This window comes from Bradyrhizobium sp. WYCCWR 13022, from assembly GCF_030435535.1.
GTDB lineage: Bacteria > Pseudomonadota > Alphaproteobacteria > Rhizobiales > Xanthobacteraceae > Bradyrhizobium.
In genome coordinates this window covers 385,676-401,650 of sequence record NZ_JAUIZJ010000002.1, presented here as the reverse complement: position 1 = coordinate 401,650, position 15,975 = coordinate 385,676, and the positions used below count along the sequence as shown (strand labels likewise).

Below are 15,975 nucleotides of genomic sequence, written 5' to 3'. Positions count from 1 at the left end.
CGGCCTCGCGACCCGTATCTGGCGCGATCGTGATGGACCCCCGATTTGCACGTCCAGTCCGAACATGGGAAAAGGAGCCCATGGATCCGAGGATGGTCGTCAATTGGCTGATCGCGCTGACGGTGGCGGCGGGGCTTCTCGCCGCGCCCCTGTCGGGGCCGGCCCTGGCAGCCCTGCAACCGGCGGCCGCTGCCGACGGGATGCAGGCGGACGATATGCCGTGCTGCCCAGGTGAGCAGGACCAAAAGGCCAAGGACTGCGCATCCTGCCCGTTCATCGCACTCTGCATGCTGACGATCACCATGCCGGCCCCCGATAGCGCCGGCTTGCTGCTTGATCGCACATTCTCACGCAGCGCGTTCGCCCTGCCTGACAATCTGCTGATCGACGGACTCGGCGAACATCCGCCGGACCACCCACCTCGAACCGTGATCTGACCGGCGCCTCGGCGCCGGAGTGTCGGCGCGCGACCGTTGAGGACGCGCGTTGAAGCTTGCCGCTTCGGCGGTCCATCAGACGTTTCGAGGAAATGACATCATGAAGACTACTACTGCTGCGCGAGCGGTCGCCGCCGCGCTGCTCGGCCTCACCATCGTGGGGGCGCCGAAGCTCGCGCTTGCCGACATCAAGGACTACGAATTCCAGCTCGTCGAGCCGTCCGTCCAGGCCGGCGCCGACAGGATCGTCACGGTCAAGCTGATGAACAAGAAGACCGGGAAGGCGGTGCCTGACGCCGTCATCTTCGCGTCCAGGCTCGACATGGCGCCGGACGGCATGCAGGAGATGGTCACGAAGGTGACGCCCATGCCGGGCACGGAGCCGGGGACATACCGCTTCAAGGCCAACTTCAGCATGGCCGGCCGTTGGCAGTTGTCGCTCGGCGCCAAGGTCCAGGGCGAGACGGGTTCCGTCGAGAACAAGCTCGTCGTCACGGCGCAGAAATGAGGCCCGCCGTCGTCATGGGCGCGACCGCTGCGATCTTCGCAGCGGTCGGTGCCGCCTTGCTCGCGGGCGCGATCCCGCGGGCAAAGCCGTTCGTTGCCGCGTCGGTCGTCGCGGCCGCAGGCGCCGCGGAAAGCGGCGCGCCGATCTACTATCAGGATCCGGACGGGAAGCCGCTTTACTCCCTCACGCCGAAAAAGACGTCGGACGGCCGTGCCTGGCGCGCCGTCCCGCCGAGCGCGGACATTAGCTTCGATGAGGCAGAACAGGAGCCGTCCGGAGCAAAGGCCGCCGACGCGAAGGCGGATCGCAAGATCAAATACTATCGCAATCCGATGGGCCTGCCGGACACCTCGCCGGTGCCGAAGAAAGACTCCATGGGCATGGACTACATCGCGGTCTACGAAGGCGAGGACAGCGACGACGGAAGCGTGAAGCTCTCGCCGGGAAAGATTCAGCGCACCGGCGCGAAGTCCGAGCCGGTCGTGCGCCAAGCGGTCAAGTCGATCGTTCGCGCGCCTGGTGTCGTCAAAGAGGACGAGCGTCGCATCTCGGTCGTCGCGCTGCGCTTCGAGGGCTTCGTGGAGAGCGTCGCCAACGTCACGACCGGCGATCATGTGCACAAGGGGCAGCCGCTCCTGAACGTATACAGCTCGGCGCTTTCCAGCGCGGCCGCGGAATATCTCTCCGCCGTCAACGCCGGCGCGACCGGCCAGGCGCTCAAGGGCGCGCGACGCAGGCTGGAGAATCTCGCGGCGCCGGAGCCGTCCATCAAGGAACTCGAGCGCACCAAGGAGATCTCGCTCTCGATCCCGTGGCTCGCGCCGCAGGACGGCGAGATCCTCGAGCGCAACGTCGTTCCCGGCATGCGCGCGGGGCCCGGCGACGTGCTCTTCCGGATCGCCGATCACCGCCTGGTATGGGTTCTCATCGACGTCGCCGAGCGCGACCTGGTGCAGGTCGCCGTCGGCACCAAGGTGACCATCAGGCCCCGCGCGCTCGCGGGGCAGAGCTTCGGCGGGACGGTGGCGTTGGTCTATCCGCATCTCAACGCCACAACGCGCACCGCGCGCATCCGGGTCGAAGTGCCTAATCCCGACGAGCTGCTGCGCCCCGAGATGTACGTCGACGCCGAGATCGAGACCGGCACGCCGGAGCCGGTGCTGGCTGTACCGGAGAGCGCCGTGCTCGACAGCGGGAGCCGCCAGGCCGTTCTCGTCGACAAGGGCGGAGGACGATTCGAGCCGAGGGAAGTGAAGCTTGGGAGGCGGGGTGGCGGCTCGATTGAGGTCACTCAAGGGGTGTCCGAGGGTGAATCCGTCGTCACCTCGGCCAATTTCTTGATCGATGCCGAGAGCAACCTGAAAGCCGCGCTGAAGGGGTTTGCGGAGTCGAGCAGCGAGAAGCCGGCCGAGCCGGCGGCCGGCACCGCGGGGGCGCGTCCATGATCGCCCGCCTGATCGCCTGGTCGGCGCGCAACCTGCTGCTGGTGCTGTTCGGCACCGGCTTCGCTGCCGCTGCGGGAATCTACGCGCTCGTCCATCTGCCGCTGGACGCCATTCCGGATCTCTCCGACACCCAGGTCATCGTCTACACGGAGTATCCGGGGCAGGCGCCGCAGGTGATCGAAGATCAGGTCACCTATCCGCTCGCGACCGCGATGCTGACGGTGCCGAAATCCAAGGTGGTTCGCGGCTTCTCGTTCTTCGGGGTCTCGTTCGTATACGTGATCTTCGAGGACGGCACCGACATCTACTGGGCGCGCTCGCGGGTGCTCGAATTCCTCAATGGAGCGGCGTCGCGATTGCCGGCGGGAGTGACGCCGACCATCGGTCCCGACGCGACCGGCGTAGGCTGGGTCTACCAGTACGCCGTGATGTCGAAGGAGCTCAATCTCGCGGACACGCGGACCATCCAGGACTGGAATCTGAAGTTCGCGCTCGCCAAGGCCGAGGGCGTCGCTGAGGTGGCGAGCGTCGGCGGCTTCGTGAAGCAATACAACGTCGTTCTCGATGCGCAGCGGATGCGCGACTTCGGCATCACCATGCAGAAGGTCCGGGACGCGATCCGCGCCAGCAACGCCGACGTCGGCGGGCGGACCGTCGAGCTGTCGGAGTTCGAATACGTCATCCGGGGCCGCGGCTATCTGAAGAGCATCGACGATCTCGGCGGCATTGTCCTCAAGTCCGACGGGGGCACGCCGGTGCTGCTGCGCGACGTGTCCCGGGTCGAATTGGGACCCGACGAACGGCGCGGTATAACCGAACTGAACGGCGAGGGCGAGGTGGCCAGCGGCATCGTGCTGCAGCGTTTCGGAATGAACGCCCTGGACGTCATCGAGAACGTCAAGAAGCGGTTCAAGGAGATCGCGACCAGCCTTCCGAGGTCGGTCGAGATCGTTCCGGTCTACGACCGGTCGAATCTGATCTACGCCGCGATCGACACGCTCAAGCGCACGCTGTTCGAGGAAAGCCTCGTCGTCGCCCTGGTGTGCATTGTTTTCCTGCTGCACGTCCGCAGCGCGCTCGTCGCCATCCTGATGTTGCCGGTCGGCGTCCTGATGGCGTTCGGCGCGATGAAACTGCTCGGGATCGGCTCCAACATCATGAGCCTCGGCGGCATCGCCATCGCGATCGGCGCGATGGTGGACGCCGCCATCGTGATGATCGAGAATGCGCACAAGCATCTCGAGCGGGCCGAGCCCGGCAAATCGCGGGTCGCCATCCTGATCGAGGCGGCCTCGGAGGTCGGCCCGGCGCTGTTCTTCAGCCTGCTGATCATCACCGTCTCCTTCATGCCGATCTTCACGCTAGAATCGCAGGAGGGGCGGCTGTTCAGTCCGCTGGCCTTCACCAAGACCTTCGCCATGGCCGCGGCGGCACTGCTCTCGGTGACCCTGGTGCCGGCCCTGATGGTCATCTTCGTCCGCGGGCGGATCGTTCCGGAGCACCGAAACCCGATCAACCGCTTCCTGATCTGGATCTACCGCCCCCTCATCAACGGCGTGCTCCGGGCGAAGACGTTGGTTGTCCTGCTCGCGCTTGCCGTGCTCGCGGTGACGATCTGGCCGGCGCGGCAGCTCGGCACGGAGTTCATGCCGAACCTCAACGAGGGAACGCTGCTCTACATGCCAACGACGCTGCCCGGCATTTCGGTCACGAAGGCGACCGAACTAATGCAGACGCAAGATCGGATCATCAAATCGTTTCCGGAGGTGGAGTCTGTCTACGGCAAGGCCGGCCGCGCTTCTACCTCGACCGACCCGGCGCCGACCGAAATGTTCGAGACGGTCGTCAACCTCAAACCGAAGGAGCAGTGGCGGCCAGGTCTCACGATCGATGGACTGATCGTCGAGATGGACAAGGCGCTGCAGTTTCCCGGCGTGTCGAACGCCTGGACGATGCCCATCAAGGCGCGCATCGACATGCTCTCGACCGGCATCCGGACGCCGGTCGGCGTCAAGGTGATCGGCACCGACCTCGTCGAAATCGACAGGCTGGCCAAGCAGGTCGAGCAGGTGCTGCGGGCCGTGCCCGGAACCTCGTCCGCCTACGCGGAGCGCGGCATCGGTGGCTACTACCTAGAAATCGCGCCCGATCGGGCGGCGCTCGCACGCTATGGGATCATGGTCCAGGACGTCCAGGACACGATCGCGACGGCGCTTGGAGGCCAGACCGTCACCACGACGGTCGAGGGGCGGCAGCGCTTCACCGTCAACATGCGCTATCCGCGCGACCTCCGGGACAATCCGAAGAAGATCGCAAGCGACATCCTCGTTCCCATGCCGGCAGGAGGCGCCGTCCCGCTCGCGGAAGTCGCGACGGTCCAACTCACGCGCGGCCCGACCTCGATCCGGACGGAGAACGCGCAGCTTGCGACCTACGTCTACGTCGACATCCGCGACCGCGATCTCGGCGGTTACGTCGCCGACGCGCAGCGTGCCGTCCAGGCCAGCATCCAGTTTCCGCCAGGCTATTACGTCGTTTGGAGCGGCCAGTACGAATATCTGGAGCGGGCGGCGGCGCGTCTCAAGATCGTGGTCCCCGCGGCGCTGCTTATCATCTTCCTGTTGCTGTATTTGAACTTCCGGTCGATCACCGAGACGTTGATCGTAATGCTCTCGCTCCCATTCGCGCTGGTCGGCGGGCTCTGGCTGATGTGGTGGCTCGGCTTCAACCTCTCGGTCGCCGTCGCCGTCGGCTTCATCGCGCTCGCCGGCGTGGCCGCCGAGACCGGCGTGGTGATGCTGATCTACCTCAACCACGCGCTGGAGGAGGTCAAGAGCCGCCGTCTTGCCGAGGGGCGGACGTTGAGCCGCGCCGACCTGCGCGAGGCGATCATGAAGGGCGCGGTCGAACGGGTCCGGCCGAAGATGATGACGGTTGTCGCCATCATGGCTGGACTGCTGCCGATCATGTGGAGCGCGGGGACCGGCTCCGAGATCATGCAACGCATCGCGGTGCCGATGATCGGCGGCATGATCTCTTCGACCCTGCTGACCCTGATCGTCATCCCCGCGATCTTCGGCCTGGTGAAGGGGGTCGGCATGAAGGACAAGGGGGAAGCCGCTGCGCCGGCGCTCGCCCCCGACGCGCCGCGGAAAGTCGCCGAGTTTGCCGGTCCGTCGAAGCCTCGCAAAGACCCGCTTTCGGTCCGATGAACCCGGCGGGCCCGGGGCTGACCTTGAATGTGATACCTCGGGCGAAGCGCCGACACGCCGCCTCGGCTTTGCCGGAGCTTTTCGAAACTGAATTGGGATGGTGTTCGAGGCCTGTCCTTGCTACCCATAGGCCCGATGAAACGGCAAATCGGCCATCGGCGAGGGAGGGTTGCACGCGTGCTGCGCGGGCTGCTGACCGTTTGCCTTACGATTGCATACGTTCTCGTCGGGGTGGCAGGGGAGATCGCCTGCGCCGAGGAGACGCCTTCGCTCGTCGAGCAGGCCGCACAACTCGAACTGGGCGGTTCGCCCGACAAGGCCGACCAGGATTCGAAGAAGCCGGCCGTCACTGTCGTCGATCATTGCTACACCTGTGTTCCACTCCTCCTTCCGCCGCCGCTCCTGGTCATCGAGCCGGCGGGAAAGTCGGTCTCGCCGAATTACGCGACCCCGACCTTCTCCGTTGAGGAGCATCCGGGCCTCGATACGCCGCCGCCCAAATACCGGACCTGAGAGCGTTTTCTCGGGGCGCGCGAGCGCTCGATCGATCTGCTTGGTCAGGTAACTGCTCATGTTTCGGAAAAAGGCCGCGCTCTTGGCGTGTGCGGCAGTATTTCTGGTCAGCCCGTTGCTGACGGGCGCTTCACATTCGCAAACCCTCACGATGAGGGCCGCGCTGGCGCGCGCGCTCGCGGCCAGCCCGCGTCTCACCGCGGCCGAACGGGACGTCGGAATCGCGACGGGACAGCGCATCCAGGCCGGAGCCCTGCTCAATCCGGAGGTGTCATACGAACAGGACGATTCCTTCGGGTCGGGCAAGTATCGGGGCACCAAGTCCGCAGAGACCACGTTACAAATCAGCCAGGCCTTCGAATGGTTCGGCAAGCGTGAGGCGCGCGTCGCGGCTGGCGCAGCGGGTGTCGAGACCGCGGCGATACAGCGTCAGGCAGTCCGGCTGGAGGTGCTGTCCGAGACGGCGATTGCCTTCCTCAACGTGCTCGGAGCACAGCGTCGAATCCATATTCTCGACGAGCAGGTCGCTGCCATCGATCGGTTGACCCCACTCCTGCAGCGGCGCGTCGAGGCCGGCGCGTCGTCGCCGGCGGAGACCGGGCGAGCCGAAGTAGCTTCCGCGCTGGTCAAGGCGGATCGGGAAAGGCTCCGGTCGACGCTTGCCAGCGCGCGGCGCGAGCTGGCGGTGCTCATGGGCGACACGGCGGCGAAGTTCACTAGCGTCTCGGGGCGGTTCGACGCCACCGGTCGGCCGCCGTCCTTTCAGGCAGTGGTGGCAGCGATTGACGCAAATCCGCAATTGGTCCGCTGGACGGCGGTCTACGCCCAGCGGAACGCGGAGCTCCTATTGGCGCGGCTCAGGCCCTATCCGGACGTGCGCATCGCCGCCGGCTGGCGTCATTTCAACGAGACTAACGACGATGCCGTCCGCCTCACACTGTCGGTGCCGATCCCTGTGTTTGATCAGAACCAGGGCAACATCCTCTCGGCGCAGGAGAGCCTAGCGAAGACAAGGGCGGAGCGGGAGGCGAACCGGAACACGCTGATCGTGATCGCCGGCCGCGCCTACGACTCGCTGCAGGGCTCGCTGCGGGAGCTTGCGATCCTCCGCGAGACCGCGATCCCGAAAGCCGAGCAGGCGTCGCAGGCCATCTCGGACGGGTACGGCCAGGGCCGGTACACGCTTCTCGAAGTGCTGGATGCCCAGGCGAGCCTCGCGCAGGCCCGTCTGCGCGAACAGGAAGCATTGCAGAATTTCCACGTTGCCGTCGCGACCATCGAAGGACTCGTTGGCAATCCGTTTTCGCTGGCACGCGAGAGTTCAAGATGATCCGACGATTACTCCGATTTCTGGTTTTCGCCTCGGTCGCCGTCGGGCTGATCTACGTCGGCTACCGCCTGTCGACGCCGGCGACGACCAAGTCGGCGGCCACCGAGAAGGCGGAAGAGGAGGAACATTCGAACAGCGTCGCCATGACCGACGCCAAGGTCGCCGCGGCCGGGATCGAGCTGGCGAAGGCATCACCCGCCGTGTTGCACGACAACCTGCTGCTCAACGGAATGGTTCAGCCGAACCAGGAATCCCTTGTCCAGGTCACGCCGCGCTTCCCCGGTATCGTGCGCGACGTACGCAAGCGGATCGGAGATCGCGTCCAGAAGGGCGACGTCCTCGCCGTCGTCGAGAGCAACCAGAGCCTCACGCCCTATGAGCTGAAGGCGGTTCTCGGCGGGACGGTGATCGACCGCCAGACCACGTTGGGCGAATACGTCTCCGAACAGAAGCCGGCCTTCGTCATCGCGGATCTGTCGACAGTCTGGGTGGACTTCTCCGTCTACCGCCGCGATCTTGGCCGGGTCAACGTCGGCGACCAGATTCTGATCGAGCCAGCCGACGGCAAGCCGACCATCGAGGCGAAGATTTCCTATCTTTCGCCGGTCGGCAGCAGCGATACCCAGAGCGCCATCGCAAGAGCGATCGTGCCGAACACGGATCAGCGCCTGCGTCCCGGACTGTTCATCACAGGTCGCCTGATGCTCTCGGCCAAGCAGGTGCCGATCGCGGTGAAAGTCTCGGCGCTGCAGACGGTCGAGAATCGCACCGTCGTCTTCGTCCGCGACGGCGACAAGTTCGAAGCCCGCGACGTCGAGCTTGGCGAGCGGGATTCGGAATCGGTGGAGATCACCTTCGGCGTGCTGGAAGGCGACACGTACGCGGCGAAGAACAGCTTCATCGTGAAGGCGGAGATGGCGAAGGGAGGAGCGGACAATGATTGACGGCATTCTCTCCTTCGCGATCCGCCAGCGGTGGCTGGTGATGATCGGCGTGGTCGCGATGGCCGGCTTCGGCGCGTGGAATTTCACGCTTCTGCCAATCGACGCCGTTCCCGACATCACGAACGTGCAGGTCCAGATCAACAGCCGCGCGCCCGGTTATTCGCCGTTGGAAGTCGAGCAGCGCATTACTTTCCCGGTCGAGACCGCGATGGGCGGCTTGCCTCGCCTCGAAAGCACGCGGTCGCAATCCCGCTACGGCCTCAGCCAGGTCACCGTCATCTTCAAGGACGGCACCGACATCTATTTCGCCCGGCAGTTGGTTAACGAACGGATACAACAGGTACGGGATCAGTTGCCGGCGGGCATCGAGACCGCCATGGGACCTATCTCCACGGGGCTCGGTGAAATCTTCATGTACACCATCGGAGCCCGGCATGACGCCCGCAAGCCGAACGGAGAGGAGTACACGGCCACCGATTTGCGGACCGTTCAGGACTGGATCGTCCGGCCTCAGTTGCGGACAGTGGCGGGTGTCAGCGAGGTCAACACCGTCGGCGGCTTCGAGAAGCAGTTTCACGTGCTGCCGGATCCCACGCAACTGATGGCGCACAAGATCAGCTTCCGCGAAGTCATGTCCGCTCTGGCCGCCAACAACGCGAATGTCGGAGCCGGCTACATCGAGCGGAACGGCGAGCAGTATCTCGTCCGCACCCCCGGCCAGGTCGGGAGCATCGAGGAGATCAAGGACATTGTGATTGGCTCGCGAAACGGCGTTCCGGTCCGGATATCCGACGTCGCCGAGGTCAGGCAGGGCAAGGAGCTGCGGACCGGCGCCGCGACACTGAACGGCAACGAAGTCGTGCTCGGCACCGCCATGCTTCTCATCGGCGAGAATAGCCGAACGGTGGCGCAGCGCGTTGCCGCCAAGATCAGGGAGATTGGACGCTCGCTACCGGATGGGGTGATCGCCCACGTCGTTTATGACCGGACGCGTCTGGTAGAGGCGACCATCGCGACGGTCCGAAACAACCTCGTCGAGGGTGCTTTGCTAGTCGTCGTGGTGCTGTTCCTGACGCTCGGGAACTTCAAGGCGGCGGTCGCGACGGCATCCGTCATTCCACTCGCCATGCTGTTCGCCATCACCGGAATGGCCCAGACACGGGTCAGCGCCAACCTGATGAGCCTGGGCGCGATCGATTTCGGCATCGTCATCGACGGCGCCGTCATCATCGTCGAGAACTGCCTGCGCCTGCTCGCCGTGGAGCAGCGCCGGCTCGGCCGCGTACTCGATCGCGAGGAACGATTTGCCACTATCCTCGCGGGATCGCGTGAAGTCATTCGGCCCAGCCTGTTCGGAACGTTCATCATCGCCGCCGTCTATCTGCCGGTCCTGACCCTCACCGGCGTCGAGGGAAAGATGTTCACGCCCATGGCGTTAACAGTGCTGATGGTGCTGGCGGGCGCCAGCATCCTGTCGCTCACGTTCGTGCCCGCGGCAGTCGCGCTGCTGGTCAACGGGAAAGTATCGGAGCATGAGAACCTGTTAATGCGAGGGGCGCGGCGTATCTACGCGCCACTGCTCGCGGCGTCGATCCGGAACAGGTTCGGTGTCGCGGTCATCGCAGCCCTGCTCGTCTCGGTCTGCGGAATCGCGGCGACCCACATGGGTGCGGAGTTCATACCTGGTCTCGATGAAGGCGACGCTTCGTTCGAGGCCGTCCGGATTCCGGGAACGAGCCTGACACAATCGGTCGAGATGCAGGGCATGATCGAGAAGCGCCTCGGCAAGCTTCCGGAAGTCAAGGAAGTCTTCGCCCGCACCGGAACGGCGGAGGTCGCAACCGACCCGATGCCGCCATCCGCGGGCGACGGTTACGTGATGCTGAAGCCGCGAAAGGAATGGCCGGATCCCGACAAGTCGAAGGCAGCGGTCGTTGCCGAGATCCAGGAGGCGGCGCAAGACGTCCCAGGGAACGCCTACGGCTTCTCGCAACCCATCCAGCAACGCATGAACGAGCTCATCTCCGGCGTCCGTAGCGATGTCGCGGTGAAGATATTCGGCGACGACCTCGACGAGCTCATCCAGGGCGCGGCGCGGGTCCAGGCGGTGCTGCAGAAGATACCCGGCGCAGCCGACGTCAAGACCGAGCAGACCACCGGCCTGCCGGTCCTGACGGTGAAGCTAAATCGCCAAGTGCTGTCGCGCTACGGGATCAACGTCGCCGATGTGCAAAACCTCGTCGAGATCGCCGTCGGCGGCAAGACCGCGGGCCGCGTATTCGAGGGAGACAGACGGTTCGACATCGTGGTGCGGCTGCCTGAGCACCTTCGTTCGGACATTGAAGCGATCAAGTCGCTCGCGGTGCCGTTGCCGCCGGTCGAAAACCAGGCCAAGGCGACGCCGGCCTTGTGGGGCAGTTCGGCCCTCGCCCAGATTCGCTACGTGCCACTCTCGGAGATCGCCCAGATCGATCTGGCTCCCGGGCCCAACCTCATCAGCAGAGAAGACGGCAAGCGGCGCGTCGTCGTCACGGCCAACGTTCGCGGCCGTGATCTCGGCTCCTTCATCGCCGACGCCCAGGAGCAGGTCGTGCGGAAGGTGAAGCTTCCACCTGGTTACTGGATCGGTTGGGGCGGCCAGTTCGAGCAACTGGTCTCGGCGACGCAGCGGCTGACGGTCGTCGTGCCTGTCGCACTGTTCCTGATCTTCCTCCTGCTCTTCATCAGCCTCGGGTCGATGCCCGACGCGCTGCTGGTGTTCAGCGGCGTACCGCTCGCGCTGACGGGGGGCGTCGTTGCGCTTTTGCTCAGGGGAATTCCCCTCTCGATCAGCGCGGGGATCGGCTTCATCGCGCTCTCAGGGGTCGCCGTACTCAACGGCCTCGTCATCATCACCTTCATCGAGAAGCTCCGTCGGGAAGGACTAGCTTTGGCGGACGCGGTCCGCGAAGGCGCGCTGACGCGGCTACGTCCCGTCCTGATGACCGCGCTTGTTGCCGCCCTCGGCTTCGTCCCGATGGCGATCGCGTCGGGCGCCGGCGCCGAGGTGCAGCGGCCGTTGGCCACCGTCGTGATCGGCGGAATCGTTTCCTCGACCATCCTTACACTTCTGGTCCTGCCCGCGCTCTACGTTCTGTTCAGGCGGGAGCACGCCAGCCGACCACTTTCGCCAGCCACAATGGGAGAACTTCCATGAGAATTACCAGTTGGATCGTCGCCGTATTGCTGCTCGCCACCCCGGCAGCGGCGGAAGACTACGAAAAAGGCCCAAACGGGGGACTGATGCTGGACGTGGCCGGCATCGACGCCGAACTCCTGACGTCGGGCAATACGGTCACTATCAACGTCTTCGAGGCCTTCAAGGCGAAGCCGGTATCCACCAAAGGATACGTCGGCGCCGTGCTGATCGCCGGCGGATCGGCGCGGGAAACTGTGACCCTCGCGCCCCAGGGCGAGAATTCGCTCAAGGGCGACGCCAAGAATCCGATCCCGGCCGGCGCGACGATCACTCTCACGATCAAGACCGCTGAGGGAAAATCGGGCCAGGCCAAATTCAAGAAGTAGGCTCGCGGACGTGCGCATCCGACGCTGGGTAGCCGCTCTAATGATGTGGCCATTGGGCTGGAACGCAGTGGCCGCGGAAGAGCAGGATGCGCGTACCGCCCGGATCGTCGGTCTGGGAGCCACGACATGCCGGCAGTTCAAGGCCGATGCGGCGGCTGATCCGCAGGTGCGAAAGGATTACCTGGCATGGGCGCAGGGCTTCATGAGCGGGATCGTGTTGAGCAGGCCGGCAGGTATCGACGTCGGCCTCGATCTCAATCCGCCGACGTTCGGCTTGATGGCACAGCTATGGTTCCTTGAGGAGCACTGCGCGCGGAACGAGACGATCGATTTCTCCGCCGCCGTCGAAGCGCTTTACAAGCGGCTGCGGCTGGAAGGCAAGACTTGATTGGAGGATGTTTGCGATGACGCAAACTGAGGTGGCCGAAGCCCGCTACCGTGTGACGGGCATGGATTGCTCCGCCTGCGCTGCCAAGATCGAGGCCGCCGCGCGTTCGATCGCCGGCGTGCGGGAAGCGAAGGTGTCGATTGCCTCGCAGGAGATGACGCTACGCACGGAAGCCGGGACTGCGCTGCCCGAGGTCGAGCGATCGATCACCGACCTCGGCTACAGACTTGCACGCGTGGAGGATGGCGAGGATGACGACAAGTTTCCAGACCTCTCGCACGTGACGCCTGCCTACAAACGCGCCCTTTGGATCGTGGTTCTGCTCAATGCCGGCTACGGCATCGGCGAAATCGTCGGCGGCTTTCTCGCCGGCTCGCAATCCGTGAAGGCCGATGCGCTCGACTTCATAGGCGACGGGGTGATCTCGTTCCTGGGGCTGATTGCGGTTGGCTGGGGACTGGCGGCCCGCGCCGAGGCCGCCCTGCTGCAGGGAATTTTTCTCGGCGTCCTCGGGGCCGGCGTTCTCGTCGGGACCGCCTACCGCGTGCTGGTGCAGCACCAGCCGGAAGCCGAGCTGATGGGGATCCTCGCGCTCGTCGGATTGCTGGTGAACGTGATGGCGGCCGTGGTGCTCATTCCGCACCGGCACGGCGATGCCAACGTGCGCGCGGTCTGGCTGTTCAGCCGCAACGACGCGATCGGCAACGTCGCAGTGATAGTTGCCGCCGTTCTGGTCGCGTGGACCCAAACGCCATGGCCCGACCTGGTCGTCGCGGTCGTCATCGCCGCCCTGTTCCTGCAGTCGTCGTTCTCCATCATCAAGGATGCCCGCAACGACTTGAGCCGAGCCACCTCAGGGCAGTGAGCGGGACCGGCCATCCGTCCCGCCGCCGGAGGCCGCCTCACAGATCGTCGCGCAGGCCTTTGAAGAATGGATGTCTTACCTTTCCCTCGGCCGACTTGGCCCGATACTCGACCTCCGCAAGCAACTTCGGTTCGACCCAGATGCCCTTGTGGGCGATCCGCTTAGCGTAGGGCTGCGTCTTCCTAATCAGTGGCTTCAGTCGTCTCTGAAGGTCGGCGGCGGAGACCTTGTCGAAGCCATGATCGACCTTACCGGCGTAAACCAGGTCGTCACCCTTCCGCCGGCCGAGGTAGATACCGTCCCATTTTGCGTCGTCTAGCGCGAAGCCAGCGATCGCCAGCGTCTCTCGCTGCGCGCAGGTCTTCTTCACCCAGTTATTGCTTCGTCCGCTGGCGTATACGCTGTCGCGGACCTTCGAGACCACGCCCTCCAAGCCGACCTTGCAGGCGTGGGCGAACATGTCGGCGCCTTCGATCTCGAAGCTTTCACTGAACTGGATCTCGGTGCCGGCGATGATCTTCTTGAGCTCCGCCTTCCGTTGGATGAGCGGAAGCTTCCGCAAGTCGCGCCCGTTCAGGTACAGCAGGTCGAAGGCGACCAGGACGATGCTGGTGGACTTGCCCTTCAACTCGTTCTGCAGGACCGAGAAGTCCGTCGTGCCATCGGCGGCCGGGACCACGACCTCGCCATCGACGATCGCGGATCCGGCCTTGATGTGCCAGGCGTCGTCGGCGACCTTCTTGAAGCGGTTGGTCCAGTCGTGACCGCGGCGGGTGAAGACCCTCACCGCCTCATTGGCCAGATGGATCTGGACGCGGTAGCCGTCGAACTTGATTTCGTGGATCCATCGGGCGCCAGAAGGCACCTTCTCGATCGAGGATGCCAGGGCCGGTTCTACGAAGCCGGGAAACGGCGCTTTGACGCCGATCGCCGACGATTTGCGCCGCTGAGACGCCACTCCACGAACTCCAACGCAACAACTCGCGGACTCAAGCCGGGACGGCCGGATTCGTTTCCGGAACCCGCGAATCCTTGCGGCGTTGAACTGCAACCATCGACAAGAGGAAGAGCAAAATGGCGGCGAGTAAGACCAAAAAAGCGACGGTGCGCGGACGCAAGCAGGACCGCGCCCGGGTGGCGGGCGGGCAGAAGTATGAAGTGGCATACGAAGCCAAGAAGAGCGGCCGTTCGGCGTCGGCCGTGAAGAAGGCAGTCAAGAAGGTCGGCAACAGCCGTAAGCGCGTTGAGAAGCGGCTGGGCCGCTAAGGATCGGTGCGTTCTAGAACGCCATCCCGTCGACGACGGTATATCTGACGTCGACGACGTTCCGCATCGACCAGTCGACATACGTAACTACACCGGGATGATCGTCTGCCACGAAGATATCCCGGTGCAGAATGACGATGTTGCGGTTGTCCTCTGCGCCGTCCCTCTGCATCGACGACTTGAAGATAACTGCGTCGCAGCCGAAGTACGACTTCAGGTATTCCGCGACGATTTGCGTGGCGATGTACTCGCGTTGCCGTTCGTGCGGTCGCACGGGTCGGCTGATTTGGGCTTGCATCTGTTCGATGAACTCGTACCGGCTGTGCATATAGAAGTGCGCCCGATCGGCTGCGCGACGGTCAAAAACCGTAAAGTCGAAGACTTTGAGCGGCACGCGAGTGGTGAATCTGCCTATTGCGATCGAGTCACCGATGCTTGGCCTGAGTTCGGCGATTGCGGTCGCGTCAGCGAACGTTGCGTAGAAAACTGGGATGAATTCAACATTCATGCGCCCACTCTGTGCCCTTGAGGCCGGCGGAGCGCCCAAGAGCCGTGCGCCATCTGTTTGTAGCGCCTGCTCGCTCAGATCGGAGTTCATCAGGCGCGCGCGATAAAGAGTTTGACCGGGTGCGAGTTCATAGAGTGGCCTCACCGGACCTTCGCCATATTCCTCTGGCTTGCCGAATAGTGCATCTAAGCGTTCTTTGATGCCGAAGAAGCGTGAGGAGAACTGCACTTCCTTGCAGAAGTCCTCCCATTCGAAAGTGTACCTATTGGCAAACCAATAGTCGTCCTGATCGGCCTTTTCCCTAGCGCGAGCGTTCTCGATCGGTTCGAAGTTGTACGCGTCCGTGTAGTAGCGCTCTCCGCCTTGCGCGATTTCATGGTGGGACGCATCGGGCAGCGCGTCCAGCACGGCTTGCAGCACGTCGCCCGACGAGCCGAGCTCTTCGGCGAATATCTCTTCGTACGGTTGTCCATAGGTGCCGTGGTAGACCCGGTCACTTTCTGGGTCCGGATCGACTTCGTACGTTTCATCGCCAGGCTGATAGTGGGTTTGGAACCAGCGGTCCGCCTCTTCGGCGAGTTCGTCTATCTCCACGCAGGCGACGCCTGTGTGAGTTGAATCGAAATCGCAGTCGTCGTCGGATCCGACTTCCAGGATCCAATCACGAAGTGGCCCTTGTTGGAGACAACGCGAACAAACCTTGGTCACGCGCGCTCCCCTTGCTGTGGACCACTTTGGATAGCTCTACTTGGGAGCGGCGGTTCTGTCGACCGATCGGGATCGATCTGCTTCTCGTTCAGCGGGTCCGCAGGGACACCGTAGGCGAGAAGCTGTTCCTCGATGCCAAACACCCAGAGCTACACCGCGAGCTGTTCGAGTTGCCGGGGACCAATCGGGCAGGCTAGGGGGGCTTTGTCCTCTCTGCCTGCCCATAGCTGATTCACTGCGGTTGACGCCGGCCCGGATCAGAATTCCGCGTTTTCGGACGACTTTTC

The 15,975-nt window shown here is 64.1% G+C and carries 13 protein-coding genes and 1 pseudogene; 12 read left to right on the top strand and 2 right to left on the bottom strand.

Annotated elements, in window-relative coordinates:
* The first annotated feature begins 80 nt into the window (after positions 1–80).
* From QY049_RS02855 to QY049_RS02805, 11 genes and pseudogenes are all read left to right on the top strand, one after another.
* Positions 81–437, top strand: a complete 357-nt coding sequence (locus QY049_RS02855) for a hypothetical protein (protein WP_301268829.1) — start codon at positions 81–83, stop codon at positions 435–437.
* A gap of 100 nt (positions 438–537) precedes the next feature.
* Entirely contained in the window at positions 538–945 is a 408-nt protein-coding gene (locus QY049_RS02850; RefSeq protein WP_301268828.1) for a FixH family protein, read from the top strand.
* Positions 942–2,390, top strand: a complete 1,449-nt coding sequence (locus QY049_RS02845; protein ID WP_301268827.1) for an efflux RND transporter periplasmic adaptor subunit — start codon at positions 942–944, stop codon at positions 2,388–2,390. Before QY049_RS02850 ends, QY049_RS02845 begins: the two co-directional genes overlap by 4 nt.
* Positions 2,387–5,602: an efflux RND transporter permease subunit gene (locus tag QY049_RS02840; RefSeq protein ID WP_301268826.1), complete on the top strand. Its 3,216-nt coding sequence runs from the start codon at positions 2,387–2,389 to the stop codon at positions 5,600–5,602. Before QY049_RS02845 ends, QY049_RS02840 begins: the two co-directional genes overlap by 4 nt.
* A gap of 177 nt (positions 5,603–5,779) precedes the next feature.
* Entirely contained in the window at positions 5,780–6,115 is a 336-nt protein-coding gene (locus tag QY049_RS02835; RefSeq protein WP_301268825.1) for a hypothetical protein, read from the top strand.
* A 58-nt stretch (positions 6,116–6,173) separates the two neighbouring features.
* The gene (gene ihpA, locus QY049_RS02830) at positions 6,174–7,445 is read left to right on the top strand and encodes a divalent metal ion exporter subunit IhpA (protein ID WP_301268824.1); all 1,272 of its coding nucleotides are present in this window, start codon (positions 6,174–6,176) and stop codon (positions 7,443–7,445) included.
* Positions 7,442–8,389, top strand: a complete 948-nt coding sequence (gene ihpB / locus QY049_RS02825) for a divalent metal ion exporter adaptor subunit IhpB (protein ID WP_301268823.1) — start codon at positions 7,442–7,444, stop codon at positions 8,387–8,389. The genes ihpA and ihpB overlap by 4 nt, the downstream gene beginning before the upstream one ends.
* Positions 8,382–11,585, top strand: coding sequence for an efflux RND transporter permease subunit (locus tag QY049_RS02820; RefSeq protein ID WP_301268822.1), 3,204 nt, complete (start codon positions 8,382–8,384; stop codon positions 11,583–11,585). The genes ihpB and QY049_RS02820 overlap by 8 nt, the downstream gene beginning before the upstream one ends.
* Positions 11,582–11,953, top strand: a complete 372-nt coding sequence (locus tag QY049_RS02815; protein ID WP_301268821.1) for a hypothetical protein — start codon at positions 11,582–11,584, stop codon at positions 11,951–11,953. Before QY049_RS02820 ends, QY049_RS02815 begins: the two co-directional genes overlap by 4 nt.
* Before the next feature lie 88 nt (positions 11,954–12,041).
* A pseudogene (locus tag QY049_RS02810) lies at positions 12,042–12,341 on the top strand (hypothetical protein); the annotation flags it as partial.
* Positions 12,342–12,348: 7 nt separating this feature from the next.
* Entirely contained in the window at positions 12,349–13,206 is an 858-nt protein-coding gene (locus QY049_RS02805; protein WP_301268820.1) for a cation diffusion facilitator family transporter, read from the top strand.
* A 37-nt stretch (positions 13,207–13,243) separates the two neighbouring features.
* On the opposite strand, the gene ligD is transcribed toward QY049_RS02805, so the two are convergent.
* Positions 13,244–14,164, bottom strand: a complete 921-nt coding sequence (gene ligD, locus QY049_RS02800; protein WP_301268819.1) for a non-homologous end-joining DNA ligase — start codon at positions 14,162–14,164, stop codon at positions 13,244–13,246.
* Positions 14,165–14,280: 116 nt separating this feature from the next.
* Here ligD and QY049_RS02795 point away from each other — a divergent pair, with 116 nt between their 5' ends.
* Positions 14,281–14,472: a DUF3606 domain-containing protein gene (locus QY049_RS02795; RefSeq protein WP_301268818.1), complete on the top strand. Its 192-nt coding sequence runs from the start codon at positions 14,281–14,283 to the stop codon at positions 14,470–14,472.
* A 13-nt stretch (positions 14,473–14,485) separates the two neighbouring features.
* On the opposite strand, the gene QY049_RS02790 is transcribed toward QY049_RS02795, so the two are convergent.
* On the bottom strand, positions 14,486–15,688 hold the full coding sequence (locus tag QY049_RS02790) for an RES family NAD+ phosphorylase (protein WP_301268817.1): 1,203 nt from the start codon (positions 15,686–15,688) through the stop codon (positions 14,486–14,488).
* Positions 15,689–15,975: the final 287 nt, after the last annotated feature.